Origin of the sequence: Cohnella rhizoplanae (assembly GCF_948329515.1) — a bacterium.
In the GTDB taxonomy this organism is placed as follows: Bacteria; Bacillota; Bacilli; order Paenibacillales; family Paenibacillaceae; genus Cohnella; species Cohnella rhizoplanae.
This window is the reverse complement of sequence record NZ_CAOJCN010000026.1, coordinates 16,097-32,196: the sequence shown is the minus strand read 5'-3', so window position 1 is coordinate 32,196 and position 16,100 is coordinate 16,097. Positions and strand designations below refer to the sequence as shown.

At 62.1% G+C, this 16,100-nt stretch carries 18 protein-coding genes; 13 read left to right on the top strand and 5 right to left on the bottom strand.

What is annotated here, in order from left to right; all coding sequences use genetic code 11:
* Positions 1-4 precede the first annotated feature (4 nt).
* Entirely contained in the window at positions 5-676 is a 672-nt protein-coding gene (locus tag PQG80_RS25140; RefSeq protein ID WP_271754430.1) for a ThuA domain-containing protein, read from the top strand.
* A gap of 119 nt (positions 677-795) precedes the next feature.
* On the opposite strand, the gene PQG80_RS25135 is transcribed toward PQG80_RS25140, so the two are convergent.
* Complete coding sequence (locus PQG80_RS25135; protein ID WP_271754429.1) at positions 796-1,527, bottom strand: suppressor of fused domain protein; 732 nt, start codon at positions 1,525-1,527, stop codon at positions 796-798.
* Between the two features lie 87 nt (positions 1,528-1,614).
* Here PQG80_RS25135 and PQG80_RS25130 point away from each other — a divergent pair, with 87 nt between their 5' ends.
* Positions 1,615-2,214: a GNAT family N-acetyltransferase gene (locus PQG80_RS25130; protein WP_271754428.1), complete on the top strand. Its 600-nt coding sequence runs from the start codon at positions 1,615-1,617 to the stop codon at positions 2,212-2,214.
* 260 nt (positions 2,215-2,474) lie between these two features.
* Here the strand turns inward: PQG80_RS25130 and PQG80_RS25125 are convergent, their stop codons facing one another.
* On the bottom strand, positions 2,475-3,239 hold the full coding sequence (locus tag PQG80_RS25125; protein ID WP_271754427.1) for an SDR family oxidoreductase: 765 nt from the start codon (positions 3,237-3,239) through the stop codon (positions 2,475-2,477).
* A 158-nt stretch (positions 3,240-3,397) separates the two neighbouring features.
* Here PQG80_RS25125 and PQG80_RS25120 point away from each other — a divergent pair, with 158 nt between their 5' ends.
* From PQG80_RS25120 to PQG80_RS25080, 9 genes are all read left to right on the top strand, one after another.
* Positions 3,398-3,904, top strand: a complete 507-nt coding sequence (locus PQG80_RS25120) for a GNAT family N-acetyltransferase (RefSeq protein ID WP_271754426.1) — start codon at positions 3,398-3,400, stop codon at positions 3,902-3,904.
* The gene (locus PQG80_RS25115; protein ID WP_271754425.1) at positions 3,901-4,599 is read left to right on the top strand and encodes a hypothetical protein; all 699 of its coding nucleotides are present in this window, start codon (positions 3,901-3,903) and stop codon (positions 4,597-4,599) included. The genes PQG80_RS25120 and PQG80_RS25115 overlap by 4 nt, the downstream gene beginning before the upstream one ends.
* Positions 4,600-4,708: 109 nt before the next feature.
* A complete protein-coding gene (locus PQG80_RS25110) occupies positions 4,709-5,149 on the top strand; it encodes an SRPBCC family protein (protein WP_271754473.1) in 441 nt (146 codons plus the stop codon).
* A gap of 161 nt (positions 5,150-5,310) precedes the next feature.
* A complete protein-coding gene (locus tag PQG80_RS25105) occupies positions 5,311-5,646 on the top strand; it encodes a PadR family transcriptional regulator (RefSeq protein ID WP_334219849.1) in 336 nt (111 codons plus the stop codon).
* Positions 5,647-5,648: 2 nt separating this feature from the next.
* Positions 5,649-6,212, top strand: coding sequence for a DUF2812 domain-containing protein (locus PQG80_RS25100; protein WP_271754424.1), 564 nt, complete (start codon positions 5,649-5,651; stop codon positions 6,210-6,212).
* 78 nt (positions 6,213-6,290) lie between these two features.
* Positions 6,291-6,740 (top strand): YdeI/OmpD-associated family protein, encoded by a 450-nt coding sequence (locus tag PQG80_RS25095; RefSeq protein WP_271754423.1) that lies wholly within the window; start codon positions 6,291-6,293, stop codon positions 6,738-6,740.
* 352 nt (positions 6,741-7,092) lie between these two features.
* A complete protein-coding gene (locus tag PQG80_RS25090; RefSeq protein ID WP_271754422.1) occupies positions 7,093-8,871 on the top strand; it encodes a glycoside hydrolase family 35 protein in 1,779 nt (592 codons plus the stop codon).
* A 775-nt stretch (positions 8,872-9,646) separates the two neighbouring features.
* The gene (locus PQG80_RS25085) at positions 9,647-11,104 is read left to right on the top strand and encodes an arylsulfatase (RefSeq protein WP_271754421.1); all 1,458 of its coding nucleotides are present in this window, start codon (positions 9,647-9,649) and stop codon (positions 11,102-11,104) included.
* A gap of 200 nt (positions 11,105-11,304) precedes the next feature.
* A complete protein-coding gene (locus tag PQG80_RS25080; protein WP_271754420.1) occupies positions 11,305-11,694 on the top strand; it encodes a hypothetical protein in 390 nt (129 codons plus the stop codon).
* A 94-nt stretch (positions 11,695-11,788) separates the two neighbouring features.
* Here PQG80_RS25080 and PQG80_RS25075 read toward each other — a convergent pair whose 3' ends face one another.
* On the bottom strand, positions 11,789-12,466 hold the full coding sequence (locus PQG80_RS25075; RefSeq protein ID WP_271754419.1) for a hypothetical protein: 678 nt from the start codon (positions 12,464-12,466) through the stop codon (positions 11,789-11,791).
* Positions 12,467-12,666: 200 nt separating this feature from the next.
* Here PQG80_RS25075 and PQG80_RS25070 point away from each other — a divergent pair, with 200 nt between their 5' ends.
* Entirely contained in the window at positions 12,667-13,236 is a 570-nt protein-coding gene (locus PQG80_RS25070; RefSeq protein WP_271754418.1) for a spore coat protein, read from the top strand.
* Between the two features lie 117 nt (positions 13,237-13,353).
* Here PQG80_RS25070 and PQG80_RS25065 read toward each other — a convergent pair whose 3' ends face one another.
* A complete protein-coding gene (locus PQG80_RS25065; RefSeq protein ID WP_271754417.1) occupies positions 13,354-14,016 on the bottom strand; it encodes a YitT family protein in 663 nt (220 codons plus the stop codon).
* 170 nt (positions 14,017-14,186) lie between these two features.
* Here PQG80_RS25065 and PQG80_RS25060 point away from each other — a divergent pair, with 170 nt between their 5' ends.
* Positions 14,187-14,639: an Lrp/AsnC family transcriptional regulator gene (locus PQG80_RS25060; RefSeq protein ID WP_271754416.1), complete on the top strand. Its 453-nt coding sequence runs from the start codon at positions 14,187-14,189 to the stop codon at positions 14,637-14,639.
* Positions 14,640-14,759: 120 nt separating this feature from the next.
* On the opposite strand, the gene PQG80_RS25055 is transcribed toward PQG80_RS25060, so the two are convergent.
* Complete coding sequence (locus PQG80_RS25055; protein ID WP_271754415.1) at positions 14,760-16,094, bottom strand: AAA family ATPase; 1,335 nt, start codon at positions 16,092-16,094, stop codon at positions 14,760-14,762.
* Positions 16,095-16,100: the final 6 nt, after the last annotated feature.

The following is a 16,100-nucleotide window of genomic DNA, read 5'->3' as shown; positions in this document are numbered from 1 at the left end:
ATTTATGGAGCTTATAAGGACTTTGCTTCTGAGCGGCGAGAACAATCATGACTGGGAGCGGTCGGCCCCGTATTGCAAGGCGTTGCTCGAAGAATCGGGCAGGTTCGCCGTCGACCTGTCGCTTCGGCCCGAGGACGCCTTGGCGGACGAGGAGACGCTCGCCGGCTACGATCTGCTTTTCGTAGATTATAACGGAACGGCCTGGGGGGAGAAGGCGCAGGCGAATTTCGAACGCGCGGTCGGCGGCGGCACGGGCCTCGTCGTGCTGCATGCGGCGAACAATGCCTTTCCGGACTGGCCGGCTTACCAGCGGATGCTCGGCCTGTCTTTTCAAGAAGAGCAATCCGGTCACGGCGACTTCCACGAATTTGAGGTCCGCATCGAGGACGCCGGGCATCCGGCCGTCTCCGGGCTAGCCGATTTTGTGACATGCGACGAGCTCTACCATGGCATGGTCCCTGTGCGGGCACGGCTTATACGGTATTGGCTACAGCATACTCGGATCCCGCTTTCGGCGGGACCGGACGGCGCGAGCCGGTCATGCTTGCCCTTCAATACGGGCGGGGCAGCGTGTTCCACTTGCTGCTGGGTCATGTCTGGCCGCATGACTTCAATGCCGGCTACCGCGGGTATCTCATGGTTGCCTTGGAGAATGCGGGGTTCCGGGCCAGCCTGATTCGGGGAGCGGAGTGGGCGGCGGCAGCGTCCGCCCGCGCTCGCGCGGCCGGACGCTCTTCCTAGACGCTTTCCGGCGACGGCGGGCAGTCCGGCATATGCGCTGTCATGAGGTATGCGTTAGAACAAACCAAATCGTTTTTTGCATACGTTTTTGCGATCCGCTTGGAGCAGCTCGGTGAAGCCGGCCGCTTCAAGCTTTTTGAACAACGGCTCCGGGCCCTGATTCAGCTTGAAGTCCATCTCTTCCTTGTACAGCGGGAGCAGGCTGAAGAAGTGTACGTCTTTCCCGGGCGCCGCCGTCAGCGTGAAGAATTCTTCGGTCGACGGAACCGTAGAGGGGATCGCCAAGATCATGCCGGAGAGCTTCGTATTGTCCGCATAGGGCTCGGCCGGATCGCCGTTCGGAATCGTGTGCGCCAAGTAGAGCCAGGTGTTGTATTCGTGCGGGAGACGAGCGATCGTTTTTAACGCGCGTACGGGCCAGTAGTTCTCCTCATGGTTGAATGCCGCCTCGGACAAGGGCCAATCCGCGGGGAGGCACAGCAAGAGCTCCGCGTAGCGATAGGCTTCGGCGCCTTCCGGCACGGTCATCGGGCGCTGGCCCATGCCGCAGGTGACGAGCGTGTAGTAGTTCCGGCTCGGCGTCGGCGCGACTAAGAGAACGTCGAGGTGGACATGATCGGAGATAATCTCGTGAAGGACGCTCGTCACCGGACCGATATGGGTCTCGACATGCTGGGTGACCCGTTCGAGGTAATGACTGTCTTCCTCGGCGTAGGCGATCGGGCGGTCTTGGGCTTCATGGCGATAGATGATGCTGCCGGCGGCGGATACTTCCTCTTTGCTCATATAAACCTCCAAGTATAGAATGGATAAATAATGTAAATATATCGGAAAATTGTATGGATGCAAAGCGAAAGAGGGGACGGGGATACGATGTTGGACCGAACCGTGCCGTATTTTAATGTCATTATGAAGAGGCAGGCCGGAAGACCGTTTCCGCAGGCTGAGCTGCCGGAGGGATATGCGATCGTCCGATACACGCCCGGGAGCGAGAGGCAGTGGGCGGAGATCGAGGCTTCCGTGGACGAATTCGGCAGCGTGGAGGAGGCGGCTCGATACTTTCAAAAAAGGTATCTGCCGCTGGCCGGCGAGCTTGAAAAGCGACTGCTGTTCGTGGAAAACGCGCAGGGCGAATCGGTAGGCACGATCATGTGCTGGTGGGACGATACGGCTGGCCGTCGGGATCCTTCCATACACTGGTTTGCGGTGAAGCCCGAATATCAGGGGATAGGTCTGGGGAAGGCGCTGGTATCCGCCTGTCTTAGCGTAATGATAGAACTGGAGGGCGACCGCGATATCTACCTGCACACCCAGACCTGGAGCTATAAAGCCGTGCGGCTCTATGGCCGGTTCGGGTTGGAGATCGTACGCGACGAGACCTTCGGCCCGTACCACAACGATTATGACCGGGCGATGCCGATCTTGAATGCGATGCTGATGGCGGAGTGGGAGGAGAAGGGGGAGGGAGAGTAACAAGATGAGGCGGGATGGTTTATGGCAGTGGTCGGCGACGGGCTCCGCAGTGCGTGAAGTGCTGTCGTATGACAGCACTTGGCGGTGACGGGCGCCGCAGTGCATGAGGTGCTGTCGTACGACAGCACCTAGTCGGTGATGGGCGCCGCAGTGCATGAAGTGCTGTCGTATGACAGCACTTGGCCGGTTATGAGCGATCGGTTGAGCCAAAGCGTCTTTTCGGCGCTTGGATTAGACCGGCGTTCGACCTTCCCCCGCGATCAAAGCCGCGAGCCCCCGCTCGCGTCGATGAGCTGGCCCGTCACCCAGCGGCTATCGGGAGAGGCGAGGAACGCGGCAATATCGGCCACGTCCTCGGGCTGGCCCCATCGGCCGAATACCGAGAGTCCCGCTGCGAACTGCCGGCCGCCCGGATCCTGCAGCGTCCCCGCATTCATGTCGGTGTCGATGATGCCGGGCAGGATGGCGTTGACCCGGATGCCGCGGCCCCCCAGCTCCTGCGCCAGGTTCAGCGTGAGCGTGTTAACCGCGCCCTTGGACACGCTGTATCCCAGCAGATTCGGCAAGGGGATCCGCGTCACGGCCGAAGATATATTGATGATACTGCCGCCTTCGTTCATGCGGCTGAGCGCCTCCCGGATGACGAGGATCGGCGCCTTCACGTGCAGGTCCATCACCGCGTCCAGCGACGCCTCCGTCGTTTCCTCAATGCCCAGCTGCTGGCCGATCCCGGCGTTATTGACCAGGATATCGAGACGCGTCCCCTCCTTGGGCCCGTCCAGCCGCCCGTCCAGCGCCTCGAACAGCGCGGCGATGCCCCCGGCGCAGACCAGGTCCGCGCCGATCGCGAACGCCGAGCCGCCGCCGGACCGGATCTCCCGGACGACCTCCTCGGCGCGTTCCCGGCCGTTCCCGTAATGCACCGCGACGGTCGCCCCGTCCGCGGCGAGGCGCAGCGCGATGCCTCGGCCGATTCCTCTGCTCGCCCCCGTCACCAATGCAACCTTACCGTTCAGTCTCGTCATAGGCTCAGCTCCCTTTTATTTTTTACAAGACCAGTTATAGCACGGGGGCTCTTTTGCGATGTTGCGCTTCTATTCGCAGCGCGAGCCGTGACCGAAGGTCGATGGATGAAGCGTGCGCCGGCTGATAGAATGGGATAAACGGAAAGGGGCGTCGCCCGATGAAGGAACAAGCGAACGTTGTCATCGAATCCTGGTCCGAGGATCATCTGGACTTGCTGCGCCGGCTCAACGCGCCGGAGATGACGGAGCACCTCGGCGGGCCGGAGACCGAGGCCCAGGTCGCGGATCGACACGAACGGTACTTGCGGATCGCCGGAAAAGGAACGGGCCGCATGTTCGCCATCGTCCTGCTCCCGGCGCGCGAGCCGGTGGGCAGCGTCGGCTATTGGGACCGGACATGGGCGGGAGAGCAGGTGCATGAGATGGGATGGGGCATTCTGCCGGCTTACCAGGGCAGAGGCTTCGCGACCGCCGCCGTCTCCCAGGCGATCGCGAGCGCCCGCGCGGAGGGCATTCACCGTGCGATCCATGCCTACCCCGGGACCGACAATCCAGCGTCGAACGCCGTCTGCCGCAAGCTCGGCTTCACGCTGATCGGCGAATGCGAGTTCGAGTATCCGCCGGGCAGCATGATGCGCTGCAACGACTGGCGGTTGGAGCTGTGAGGCCCGCGGAGGAAGCTCCAAGGAAGCTGACCGTCGCCTGCCTGCACGCGCACGAGTCGAATATCGCCTATATCGACAGGCTCCGCGTACCCGACGGGCTGTCGTGGGCCCACTATGTAGATCCGGGGCTGATCGCGCGCATGGGCGCGGATGAATCGTTTACCGCCGGTCAAGCGGAGGCGCATGTCGTCCGGCAGCTGGAATGGATGGCCAACGCCGGCGCGGACGCGATTTTGATCACGTGCACGAACTATATCGCCCTATTGGAGGAGGAGCGGCTGGCGGTCAAGCGCCCGATCCTCAAGATCGACGAACCGTACTTCGCGGAGATCTGCCGGCGCGCCGGACCCCAAGCGCTGCTCTTCACGAACCCGGCGACCGTCGAGGGGACGATGAGCCGGCTGTACGCGTATGCCGAGAGGGGCGGCTATGCGAGGCCGCAGATCGAGACCGTCGTGCTGCCGGAGGCGTTCGACCTCGTCATGCGCGGGGAAAAAGAGGCGTACCATGACGCCGTGCAGGGGGAGCTGAACCGGCTCCTGAACGCCGACCCGGCGAGGCCGGTTTCCGTCGCGCAGCTATCGATGGTCGATGCGGCCCTCCGTACAGAGCGCGATCGGGGCGCGCCGATCGGTCATCCGCTGCGTCCGCTCGAAGGCGCGATATCGGAGCTCGTCCGGGCTCTCGGCCTCTAAGAGAAGGACGTGTTACACTAGCGATAGCAAGCACATTTTGATCCGAGGAGAGATGATCGTGACTTCCCTTAACCTTCAATTGAACCAGGAGCCGGTCGCGAAGGCAGAGATGCTCGTGCGCAGACCGGCGGCGGAAGTGTTCGAAGCCTTCGTCGATCCCGCGGTCACGACGCGATTCTGGTTCACCAAGAGCAGCGGCAGGCTGACTGCCGGGGCGCGCGTACGGTGGGATTGGGAGATGTACGGGGCCTCGGCCCAGGTCGACGTCGTCGAGATCGAACAGGATCGCAGGCTGGCGATTCGCTGGGGCGACGAGGAGCATGGCTTCACCAGCGTCGAGTGGACCTTCGAGCGGCGGGCTGAAAACGAAACCTTCGTCAGCGTCGTGAACGCAGGGTTCCAGGGGGACGGGGATGCGAGGGTCGCTCAGGCGCTGGACTCGACGGGCGGCTTCACCATGGTGCTCTGCGCGCTGAAGGCGCTGCTGGAGCACGGTATCGCGCTTAACGTCGTCGCGGACAAGGCGCCCGATGCGCACGTGCAGTCATAACTAGCGGAACGCGAGAGCGCCGTCAGGTCGGATTCCGACCCGGTGGCGCTTTTTTTTATTTCTGCAAACTATATTGACATCCGATATATCGCGTAATATTATATCGTTATACGATATATCAAGAGACGATCTAATTTAGCTCAGAGGTTGGAGGTTGGGACTTGGACAAAACAAAGCAAATGCTGCCGCTGACGGAGGCGTTCTACTACATTCTGGTGACGCTCTGCGCGGAGCCGTCGCACGGATACGGCATGATGCAGGAGGTCGAGCGGATGAGCGGAGGCCGGCTGAAGCTTGGGGCGGGCACGCTGTACACCGCGCTGAACACGTTGCAGGGCAAAGGGCTCATCGAGCCCCGTCCGGGCGCGGAGGGCGCGGACGCCCGGCGCAAGATGTATGCGATCACGGCGGATGGTCGGGCCGTATTGACGGCGGAGGTCGACAGGCTGGAAGAGCTGCTCGCTGCCGGACGGCAAGCCTTGAACGGGAGGTTCTAAAGATGGCGCGGACGGAGAAAAGATGGCACGCATGGATGAGCTGGGACTACGAGAAGGAAGAGCAGTGGCTGAACGAGCTGTCGGCTCGCGGGCTGCATATGACGAAGGGACGCGCATTCAGGAGCGAGTTCGAACGCGACGAGTCCGTCAGATACACGTACGGCCTGGACTATCAGGGCGGTCTCACGAAGAAGAACGGCAAGCTGGACGAATACATCGCGCTATACAGGGAGATGGGCTGGGAGTACGTGAGCTCGTACAGCGGGATCTGGCATTTTTTCCGCAGGCCGTGGGAGCCGGGCGAGACGCCCAAGCTGTATACGGACCGGGACTCCCTGGTTCAGCACTACAAGAAGATACAGAACGTAATGACCGTGGTCCTGCTCGCGAATCTCGTAATCTTGTTCGCTAACTTCACGAATATCGTCACGAGGCTCGATGGCGCGATGCGATGGGGAGTGACGGTGCCCCTTCTCGCCCTCTATGTTATCGTGTTCTCTCTGCTCGGGTACGGCATCGCCAAGATGAACCGGAAGATCAAGGAGATCGGCGGGGAGAGGACGTAATAGGGACGGGCGAGCCGGAGGCAAGCGGGCCTGCTATACTTGAGAGGAAGCGACGATAGCCAAAGGAGCGGGGCGAATATGAAGTTCAGAGCGACGGTGGAGTTGGCGGGCAAGACGGCGACCGGCATCGAGGTGCCGGCCGAAGCGGTCGAATCGCTGGGTTCGGGCAAAAAGCCGGCGGTATACGTGACGATCGGCGGCTATACGTACCGCAGCACGGTCGCGGTCATGGGCGGACGCTACCTGATACCGCTCAGCGCGGAGCATCGCGGCGCTGCCGGCGTGGCGGCAGGCGACGAGGTCGAGGTGGCGCTCAAGCTGGACACGGATCCGCGCGAGGTGAAGGTGCCGGACGACCTGGCCGAGGCATTGGCCGGAGCGCCTGCGGCACGCGCCTTTTTCGACGGACTCTCCAATAGCAACAAGAGCCGCGTCGTGCTCTCCGTCGAAGGCGCCAAGACCGAGGAGACGCGGCTGCGGCGCATCGACAAGGCCGTGCAGGCGCTCGGCGAAGGGAAAACCGTCTAACATTTCTATCGGTTAGGGCGCCTTTACGCTGCAGGCCGGTTCGCGAGAGCCGGCTTCTTTGCCTTGCAGCGGGGCGACGACGCGGTTGCGGTCCACCGGAGGTGCGGCGGAGGCGGCTATTTAAGCGCCATCAAATCCCTTAATATTCTCCATGCTTCTCATACGAATCGTTCATATGGCATGAAACCCGTCGCACGTATAATGAAGCCATCTCAATCTTGGCTGGCTGCGAAGTGGAAGGATAGCATGCTGCAGAAGAAGCTTACGGAAGGCATCATGATGGGCTGCGTAAAGGGCGAGCCGCGGCGCGAAGATAATAAATCGATTATCGGATAAGAAAAGAGGCGAGACGATGGCGACATTCACGGTTTCTGGCGATCAATTTGTGTACGAGGGCCGTCCGGTCAGGCTGCTGTCCGGCGCGATCCATTACTTCCGGGTCGTGCCCGAATACTGGCGGGACCGGCTGCTGAAGCTCAAGGCATGCGGGCTCAATACGGTCGAGACGTACGTCGCGTGGAACGTGCACGAGCCCGAAGAAGGGCGCTTCGTCTTCGATGGCATCGCGGACCTGGAGGCGTTCATCCTACTCGCGGGCGAGCTGGGGCTGCACGTTATCGTGCGGCCGAGCCCTTATATTTGCGCGGAGTGGGAGTTCGGCGGGCTGCCCGCCTGGCTGCTCGCGGACGACAGCATGCGGCTGCGCTGCTACGACGAGAAGTATCTCGCCAAGGTAGACGCCTACTTCGACGAGCTGCTGCCGCGGCTGCGTCCGCTGCTCTGCACGAACGGCGGCCCGGTCGTCGCGCTGCAGATCGAGAATGAATACGGCAGCTACGGCAACGACAAGGCGTACCTCGAATACGTGCGGGACGGCATGATCGCGCGCGGCATGGATGTGCTGCTGTTCACCTCGGACGGCCCGGAGGATCACATGCTCCAGGGCGGCATGATCGACGGCGTGCTCGCGACCGTCAACTTCGGCTCGCGGGCGGCGGAGGCGTTCGCCAAGCTGCGCGAGTACCGGCCGGACGGGCCGCTCATGTGCATGGAATTCTGGAACGGCTGGTTCGACCACTGGATGGAGCCGCATCAGTCCCGCTCGGCGTCCGAGGTGTCGGAGACGCTCGAGGAGATGCTTGGTGAGGGCGCTTCGGTCAACTTCTACATGTTCCACGGCGGGACGAACTTCGGCTTCATGAACGGTGCGAATCACATCGCGAGATATGAGCCGACCGCGACGAGCTACGACTACGACACGCTGCTGAGCGAGTCCGGCGAGCCGACGGCGAAGTTCTATGCGGCGCGCGAGGTGCTGGAGCGGCACTTCGAGCTGCCGCCGCTCGAGCTGCCGGCGCCCCTGCCGACCTGTGCCTATGGCGAAGTGGCGATGACGGAGACGGCGCCGCTGTTCGCGCAGCTGGACGCGCTGTCGACGCCGGTGCGGCGGCCCTGCCCGGAGCCGATGGAGAAGCTCGGGCAGGCGTACGGGTTCATCTTGTATTCGACGCGGGTGACGGGCCCGCGCAGCGTCATGGAGTTGGTGCTGCAGGAGGTGCGCGACCGCGCGCTGGTGTTCGCGGACGGCGTCTATGTCGGCACGGTCGAGCGCTGGGCGCCGGCAGGCATCCCGCTCGAGGTGCTGGCAGAAGGCCTGCGGCTCGACATCCTCGTGGAAAATATGGGGCGCGTCAACTATGGCCCGCTGCTGCGAGACCCCAAGGGGATCACGGAGGGCATCCGGCTCGGCAACCAGTTCCTGTACGGCTGGGAGATTCGCTGTCTGCCGTTGACGGAGCTGGGCGGGCTGACGTTTGCGGATAACCTCGTCGATCCTACGCTCCGCACGTCCGTACCCTTGCATGTGCCGCAGACGCAGCCGACTTTTTACCGCGGCACCTTCCATGTCGAGGACCGCGCGGACACGTTTCTGCGGCTCGACGGCTGGACCAAGGGGCAGGCTTATCTGAACGGCTTCAACCTGGGCCGTTATTGGGAGGCGGGGCCGACGCGCACGCTATACGTGCCCGCGCCTTTCCTGCGCGATGGGGATAACGAGCTCGTCCTGTTCGAGCTGCACGGCTCGGCCGCGCCGGTCGTGACGTTGACGGATCGGGCGGACCTGGGATAGCGGGGCGGCGAGGGAGTCAAATTCTATCGCACGCAGCCGCGTGCGACGAATAGCGCAAAAATGCGCTATTCTCAGGCTTACCGCCCGCTCGCCGAGTTGCCAAGGCCTGCCGTCCACGGCCGCGAGCGGTGAATAGCGCAAAATTGCGCTATTCTGAGGATCACCGCTCGCCCACCGAGTCGCCAAGGCCTGCCATCCGCGGCCGCGAGCTGCAAATAGCGCAAAATTGCGCTATTCTCAGGCCCCCCGCCCGCTCGCCGAGTCGCCAAGAGCGACCGTCCGCAGTCGAGCGCGACGAATAGCGCAAAAATGCGCTATTCTCAGGCCAGTCGCTCGCCCACCGAGTCGCCAAGGCCTGCCGTCCGCGGCCGAGCGCGGCGAATAGCGCAAAATTGCGCTATTCGAGGCCCCCGCCCGCTCGCCGAGTCGCCAAGGCCAGCCATCCGCGGCCGCGAGCGGCGAATAGCGCAAAATTGCGCTATTCGAGGCCCACCGCCCGCTCGCCGAGTCGCCAAGGCCTGCCGTCCACGGCCGAGCGCGGAGAATAGCGCAAAATTGCGCTATTCTCAGGCCCACCGCCCTCCCGCCGAGTCGCCAAGGCCTACCGTCCGCAGCCGCGAGCGGCAAATAGCGCAAATTTGCGCTATTCTCAGGCCCACCGCCCCTCGGTCTCGTTCTATTCGCGCTGGCTGCGTCCATGCAAACATCCTTTTGATAAAGTAGCGCCATGTTGCGATATTTAGAGCCCGACCTGAGGTAGAGAGGAGTTTGGTCCATGAATCCACCCAACCTGCTGCTCATCACCGTCGACCAGATGCGCTACGACTGCTTGAGCGCGCTCGGTCACCCGGTCGTCGAGACGCCGAATTTGGATGCGATGGTCAGCCAAGGGGTACTGTTTCCCCATGCGTACTCTGCCGTCCCGTCCTGCATTCCCGCCAGAGCGGCCATTATGACGGGCATGAGCCAGCGTTCCCACGGACGCGTCGGCTACCAGGACCAAGTGCCGTGGCAATATCCGCATATGCTGGCCGGCGAGCTTGCGCAGGCAGGCTATCATACGCAATGTGTCGGCAAAATGCACGTCTATCCCGCGCGCAACCTATGCGGCTTTCACAATGTCGTGTTGCACGACGGATACCTGCATCACAACCGGGACAAGCACGGCACTCCCTACGCGGAGCACTTCGACCAGGTAGACGATTATATGCGCTGGCTTCGCCGGGAGGCGGGGGCGTCGGCTGACCTGACTGACCTAGGCCTCGACTGCAACGCATCGACGGTGGGCCGTCCCTGGCATTTGCCGGAAGCCCTGCATCCGACGAACTGGTGCGTGACCGAATCGATCGACTTCCTGCGCAGGCGGGACCCGGGCAAACCCTTTTTCCTATGGTCCTCCTTTGTCAGGCCGCATTCGCCGCTCGATCCGCCGCAGGCGTACTTTGACATGTACAAGGATATGGAGATGCCGGAGCCGCCGGTGGGCGACTGGATGGACGCGGCAGCGGCGCTCGGTGGCGATGCGGGTCCGACGACCAAGCTGGCTAGCCTGCCCAAACGCCGGCTCGACCGGGCGCGTGCCGCCTACTACGGTCTGATCACGCATCTGGACGATCAGATCGGGCGGCTGCTTCAGGCATTGGGCGAATATGGCGTACTGAACGACACGCTGGTGCTGTTCGCTTCGGATCATGGCGAGCTGATGGGGGACCACCACATGTACCGCAAGTCTCTTCCCTACGAGGGCAGCGCGCGGATTCCGTTGATACTCTGGGATCCGGGCGGCCGCTTCGGTCTCTCTGCGGGCAGCATCCCCCAGGCGGTCGTCGAGCTGCGCGACGTCATGCCTACGCTGCTCGAGGCGGCGGGCGCCCCGGTCCCGGATACCGTCGAGGGCGCGAGCTTGCTTGGGCCTGCCAGAGGAGAGGCGGTTGGCTGGAGACCCTATCTGCATGGAGAGCACGAATACGGCGAGCGCTCGCATCACTTCGTGACGGACGGCCGAGAGAAATACGTCTGGTTCTCGCAGAGCGGGGAGGAGCAGTTTTTCGATCTGACGGCGGATCCTGCTGAGCTCGTCGACGCGGCGCGCGACCCCGCGTGCGCGGACCGCGTGGCGATATGGCGGGAACGGCTTATACGGGAGCTGGAGGGGCGGGAAGAAGGCTATGTCCGGCATGGTCGATTAGTAGCGGGGCAGGCGCCGCAAAGTTGTCTTTCTCATATACGATAGAGTCGTCTGATCGCATGGCAGGCGCGTATCCTCTGGGTTCGGGGATCGTGATCGGGCCAGCTATTAGGCGATTTTATCCACGGCACCGCCTAACGGTATATCATGTACCGCTTAATGTGTAATAATGAGCATAAGCGCCCGCGCCTTCTGTCTCGTACATCGGCTGCGGGCAGCCGTTTCCCGAGAAAGGGTGAATGCGCATGCCTGTCTTGCCCGCATCCAAAAGCAGTCGCTGGTTCGTCCTGGGAGCCGCCTCCGTCGTCCTCACGACGCTCCTGCTGTGGCTCGTGCGGTTCGCTATACTTGGGCAGTCTTGGACCGCCGTTCACGCATTCCGCTTTTTCCTGATCGGCCTCGCGATCGGGGCGGTCGTCGCGGTCGCCGGCTGGCTCGGCGCGAGATGGCTGGCGCTGTCGATCCTGATCGGCAACCTGCTCGGCCTGCTGCTCATGGTGCTCTTCTCGCACGATCGGAACGGATGGGAGGACTTGGCCGGCCTGCTCGTCTATCTGGAGCTGCTGGCGATCGGATTGTCGGCGGGCATCGTCGTCGAGCTCGCCAGGCTGCTTATGAAGCGGCGCGGGAGGTAGCCCGCCCGCAATTCCGCGACGCGAGGCACAAGGCATACAAAAAGCGTCAGCGCATCCGCGCCGACGTATTTTTTTTGTTAACTCTTTGCCCTTATCATTTAAAATACGACGTCGTGAACGGAATGAACACGGAGCCGCCGTCGGACACTTCGGCCCTCACGTAGAGCGCGTCGGCGCCCCCGATGTCGACCTCGACGGTCATGAGTCCGTCGCTCACGGCGACCGGCGTCGTCCTCAGCTCGATATCCGTATCGCTGTCCTGAACGGCAAATTCCTTGATGTCCTTGCCGATGGCCGCGATCTGAATGTACATCTTCTGGTACTTCTTTTTCGGATAGAGCATGAAGGAGGATCCGCGCGTGCCGTTATTATTGTCAAAGTACACATCCTTGTAATCCTTGCCGTCGTAAACCGTCTTGGACGGGTCCTTCGTACGGCGGTCTCCGTTGAAGCCGGTCGCGATCGACACCCCGTCGACGGTCTCGCCGAGCTGGATGAGGCCCTTGGCGTCCACGTGGACGGCGATGCCCAGCGCATCCGATACCGACCGGATCGGCAGATACGTGGTGTTGTTGTAAGTGATCGGGGCCAACGTGCCGTCGTTGCCGTTCTTCAACTGGAAAGGCTTGCCGTTCACCTTGAAGCTAAGTCCCGAATTCAAGTAAGCCTTGATAGGCGTCAGGTTCGAAGCGGCGTAGGCGCCCGCTCCCATGCTGGCCACCATGGACAGCCCGATGACGGCTGCGGTCAGCTTTTTTTTCAATCTGCTCACGCTCCCATGACATTCTTTTCTGAGTATGCGATTCGAGTACGATAATAGTATAGAAATAACTGGAAGGCTCTAGCAAACGATCCCCGCCCATTCCCGCATAATTGAGGCCAAAGGCCTTGCCCGCGGCGCATCTTGCATATCCCATGTCTCATTCGGCATACTACTCCCGGCACCTATCCAAACTAAGGGGGTTCTTCCAATTGAATCTGGGTACCCATGAAGCGCTTGAGCTGAACGAACTGCTGATGAGCTGCGCCAACTTCATTCAATCGATGGCGCTGTTCCTGAATCAGGCCAAGGAGCCCGAGCTGCGGGAGATGATATCCAGGCACTATCCCGCTCACGTTCAGGACTACAATATGAAGATCGAGTTCGTGAAAAAAATGACCGGCTCCACGGAGAAGCTGAACGTCCCCGGTCTGTCGATGACCGCGCTCCTGCCCGTAGCCGCGCCTCCCTATCCTTCGATCGAGCCGCAGGTGAAGCTGGCCGAGCTGGACGACCGCGCGATCGCCACGTCCTACCTGCTGACGCTCAAACGCGCTGGCCGGGAGTACGCTTGGGCTACATTCGAGTGCGGGACGCCGCAGCTGCGGGCGTTCCTCGAGGACGCGTTCCGCTTGTGCTCGCACCAGGCGCACGAGGTCTGGTCGTATATGGGACGCAAGGGCTGGTACCCGATCGTGCCGGCTACGGGCAACCTGATGGAGACGGTCGGCCAGCTCTACCGGGAAGTGCCGCATCATCAGCCGATGACCGTCTATCAGTAACGAGCTTCCTAGCAGCCGGAGGCCGCATGCCGGGGCGAGCGATCGCGCCGGCTTTGCCGCGCATGCAAAAAACATCGAAGCAGGCCGCAGCCCTTCGATGTTTTCGCATGCTTCTTTTTATCCCGCGGCAGCCGTAGAGGAGGCCTGAGCCGGTGCCGGCGGTGTCGGTGCCTGTGCAGATACCGGTCGCCTCGAGGCGTCCAGCCGGCTCTTGTACAGCGACACTACCGTCCCGGTGATGGCGAGCGACAGCGCCGAGATCAGCGCCCCGCCGGGCGTGATGGCGGACAAGCTCGTCAGGATGACGGCCAAGTCGAACGCGAAGCCGGTCTTGCCGGGATCGCGCCCGTACCTCCGGTGCAGATAGAGAGCCAGGACCGTCGAGCCGCCGAACGAGGCGCCGTTTTTGAACAACATGCAGATCCCGACTCCGACGAGCGTGCCGCCGACGGCCGCTTCGCTCAGCGGACTCATAGGGTAGTCCGGCAGCAGCCCTTGGAGGGCGGTCAAGACGGACAGCAGGACGATGGCGGCGATCGTCCGAAGCGTGAACGACCGGCCCATTTTCGCCCAGGAAAAAATTAAAAAGGGCAGGTTGACCAGCATGAACAGGACCGAGAACCTCATATGGAGCAAATAAGAGAGACTGAGCGATAATCCTGCGCTGCCGCCGGTAACCATCCGGGCTTGCTTCAGCATCGAGACGCCGACGGCGGCGACGATGCAGCCTAGCGCGATGACCAGCCATTCCCTGCGCCGCTGATGCGTGATATGATTCAAGACAAACGCCTCCGCTTCATCTAACCCGCCATGACGTGATGTTATATATCATGATACGCGGGGGAGATGCGCCGAGAAATGTTGAAGTGAAGCGCTTTTGTGTTACTTAATCTCACATTGCAACAATATGGATCGGATGTCCTGCAATTTGAAGGTGAGGGTGAATCGAGATGGACCGCATAGACATCAGTCTGCTCGAGCTGCTGCAGCAGGACGGCCGGATGACGGTCAGCGAGCTGTCCAAGCGGCTGTCGCTCAGCCGCCCCAGCGTGTCGGAGCGGCTCGCCCGGCTGCAGGAGAGGGGCGTCATTACGGGCTTCAGCGCCGTCGTGTCGGCGCCGGCCGTCGGGCGCAGCGTACAGGTGATCATTCAAGTCAGCGAGCTCAAGATATCGCCGCTTGTATTCGAGCGCCGGATTGCGGAAGACAGCGACGTTTTGGAGTGCCACCGCGTGACGGGCGCCGTCACGTTCGTCATCAAGGCAGCCGTGACGGACCTGAACGCGTTGAATCGCCTCGTCGAAAGGCTCCTGCCCTGCGGCATGCTGAACACGTCGGTGATTCTGTCGTCCCCCGTAGCAGGGCGGGCGGTGCTGCCCAAGCCGGAGACGCCGGAGGTCTAAACGGACTGAACGCCGATCGTCCCGGCGCCTCGGCCGCCGCGGCGGTTCAGAAGCCCACAGAAAAGGCGGGGTGCAGGCACCCCGCCTTTTCGCGCTGCCCGGACAGCGTAAAGTTCGTGTTCAATCCCCCATCGCAAATCCCAACCTGCGACTTGTCCCGTCGGTCATCCATTCCCGGCTCCGGCCTTTGGTCAGGTCCGCATTCATGCCTGCGATCAGCGGCCCCCAATCCGTCGCGCCGTTCTGATGCAGCTCCAGCGCCGCGGAGACGTACAGCTCGGCCAGCTGCGCGAAGGTGAAGCCTTCCGTCCTGCGCGCGGCTTCGGCGACGGCGGCCGCGTCCGTCAGTCGTCCCGCGCCTTTATAGGTCAGATAGGCAAGCCGGAGCGGTTCGCTCGGCAGCTTAACCTCATAGGCGCGGTCGAAGCGCCCGGCACGGTTCATGAGCGCGGGATCGATTTTCTCCGGATAGTTCGTCGTGCCGATGAGGAAGATGCCTTCCCGCGAGGTCGCGCCGTCAAGCGTATTGAGGAAGTATGAGCGGCAGGACTCCGGCATCGAGTCGATATCCTCGACGACGAGCACCATGGGCGCGAGCTTCACCGCTGCATCGAATACCTGCTGGATCGACTCGCTGCCGGTGAACTCCGTAATCTGCCAGTAGGCGACCGGCGCGTTCACGGTAGCGGAGATCGATTTGACGAGCGTCGTCTTGCCGTTGCCCGGCTTGCCGTACAATAGGATGCCTCGCTTGTAGGGGACCCCATAGGTTTGATAGAAACTGCGGTCGTCGGCGAAAAAGGTATCCACGGAACGGAAAATCTGCGTCTTAAGAGACTCGTCCATGAACACCCCCTCGCGGTCGACCGGGCGCTCCGCGGTCTCTCGCCTCCGCTCCAGTCCTTCGCGGGTATCCGTAAACACGAGCAGCTGCCGGTCCGCCAGCTGCCGCTCGCGCATCTCCGTCAGGAATCGGTCGAGATGCGCATCGCTCTCCGCGAAAATCAGATCCTCGTAGCCCAATCCGTATTGGGCGAACCGGGGCACGCGAGCGAATGCGACGCGATGCGCAGGGTAGACGAAAACGTTGTTGCGGACGGACTTGCGGATGTCATGCGCGCCTCCGGCGGATGTCCTTCGACCGATATCGGCGTCAGGCGCAGGGTCGGACGCGTACTTGAAGATCCGCGTTTCGACCAGGTCGAACAGGCTGGCCGCATGCTCGATGCCGGGGTAACGGCTGCGAATGTCATCCTCCATCCCGTCCCAGGCGTCGTCGCTGTCGTCTTGATAATAAAGGTGAAATTCGCAGTCATAGCGCTCGCTCAACCAATCGCCGATGCGCCGCACGGCCATGGTGTAATCGAAATATGCCTGCATGCCGGCGGGCTCGGCAGCATAGTCCTCCCGTCTGATGAGGAAGGGGCGCTGCGTCTTTCGAATCGTTAACGTCATTTGTGT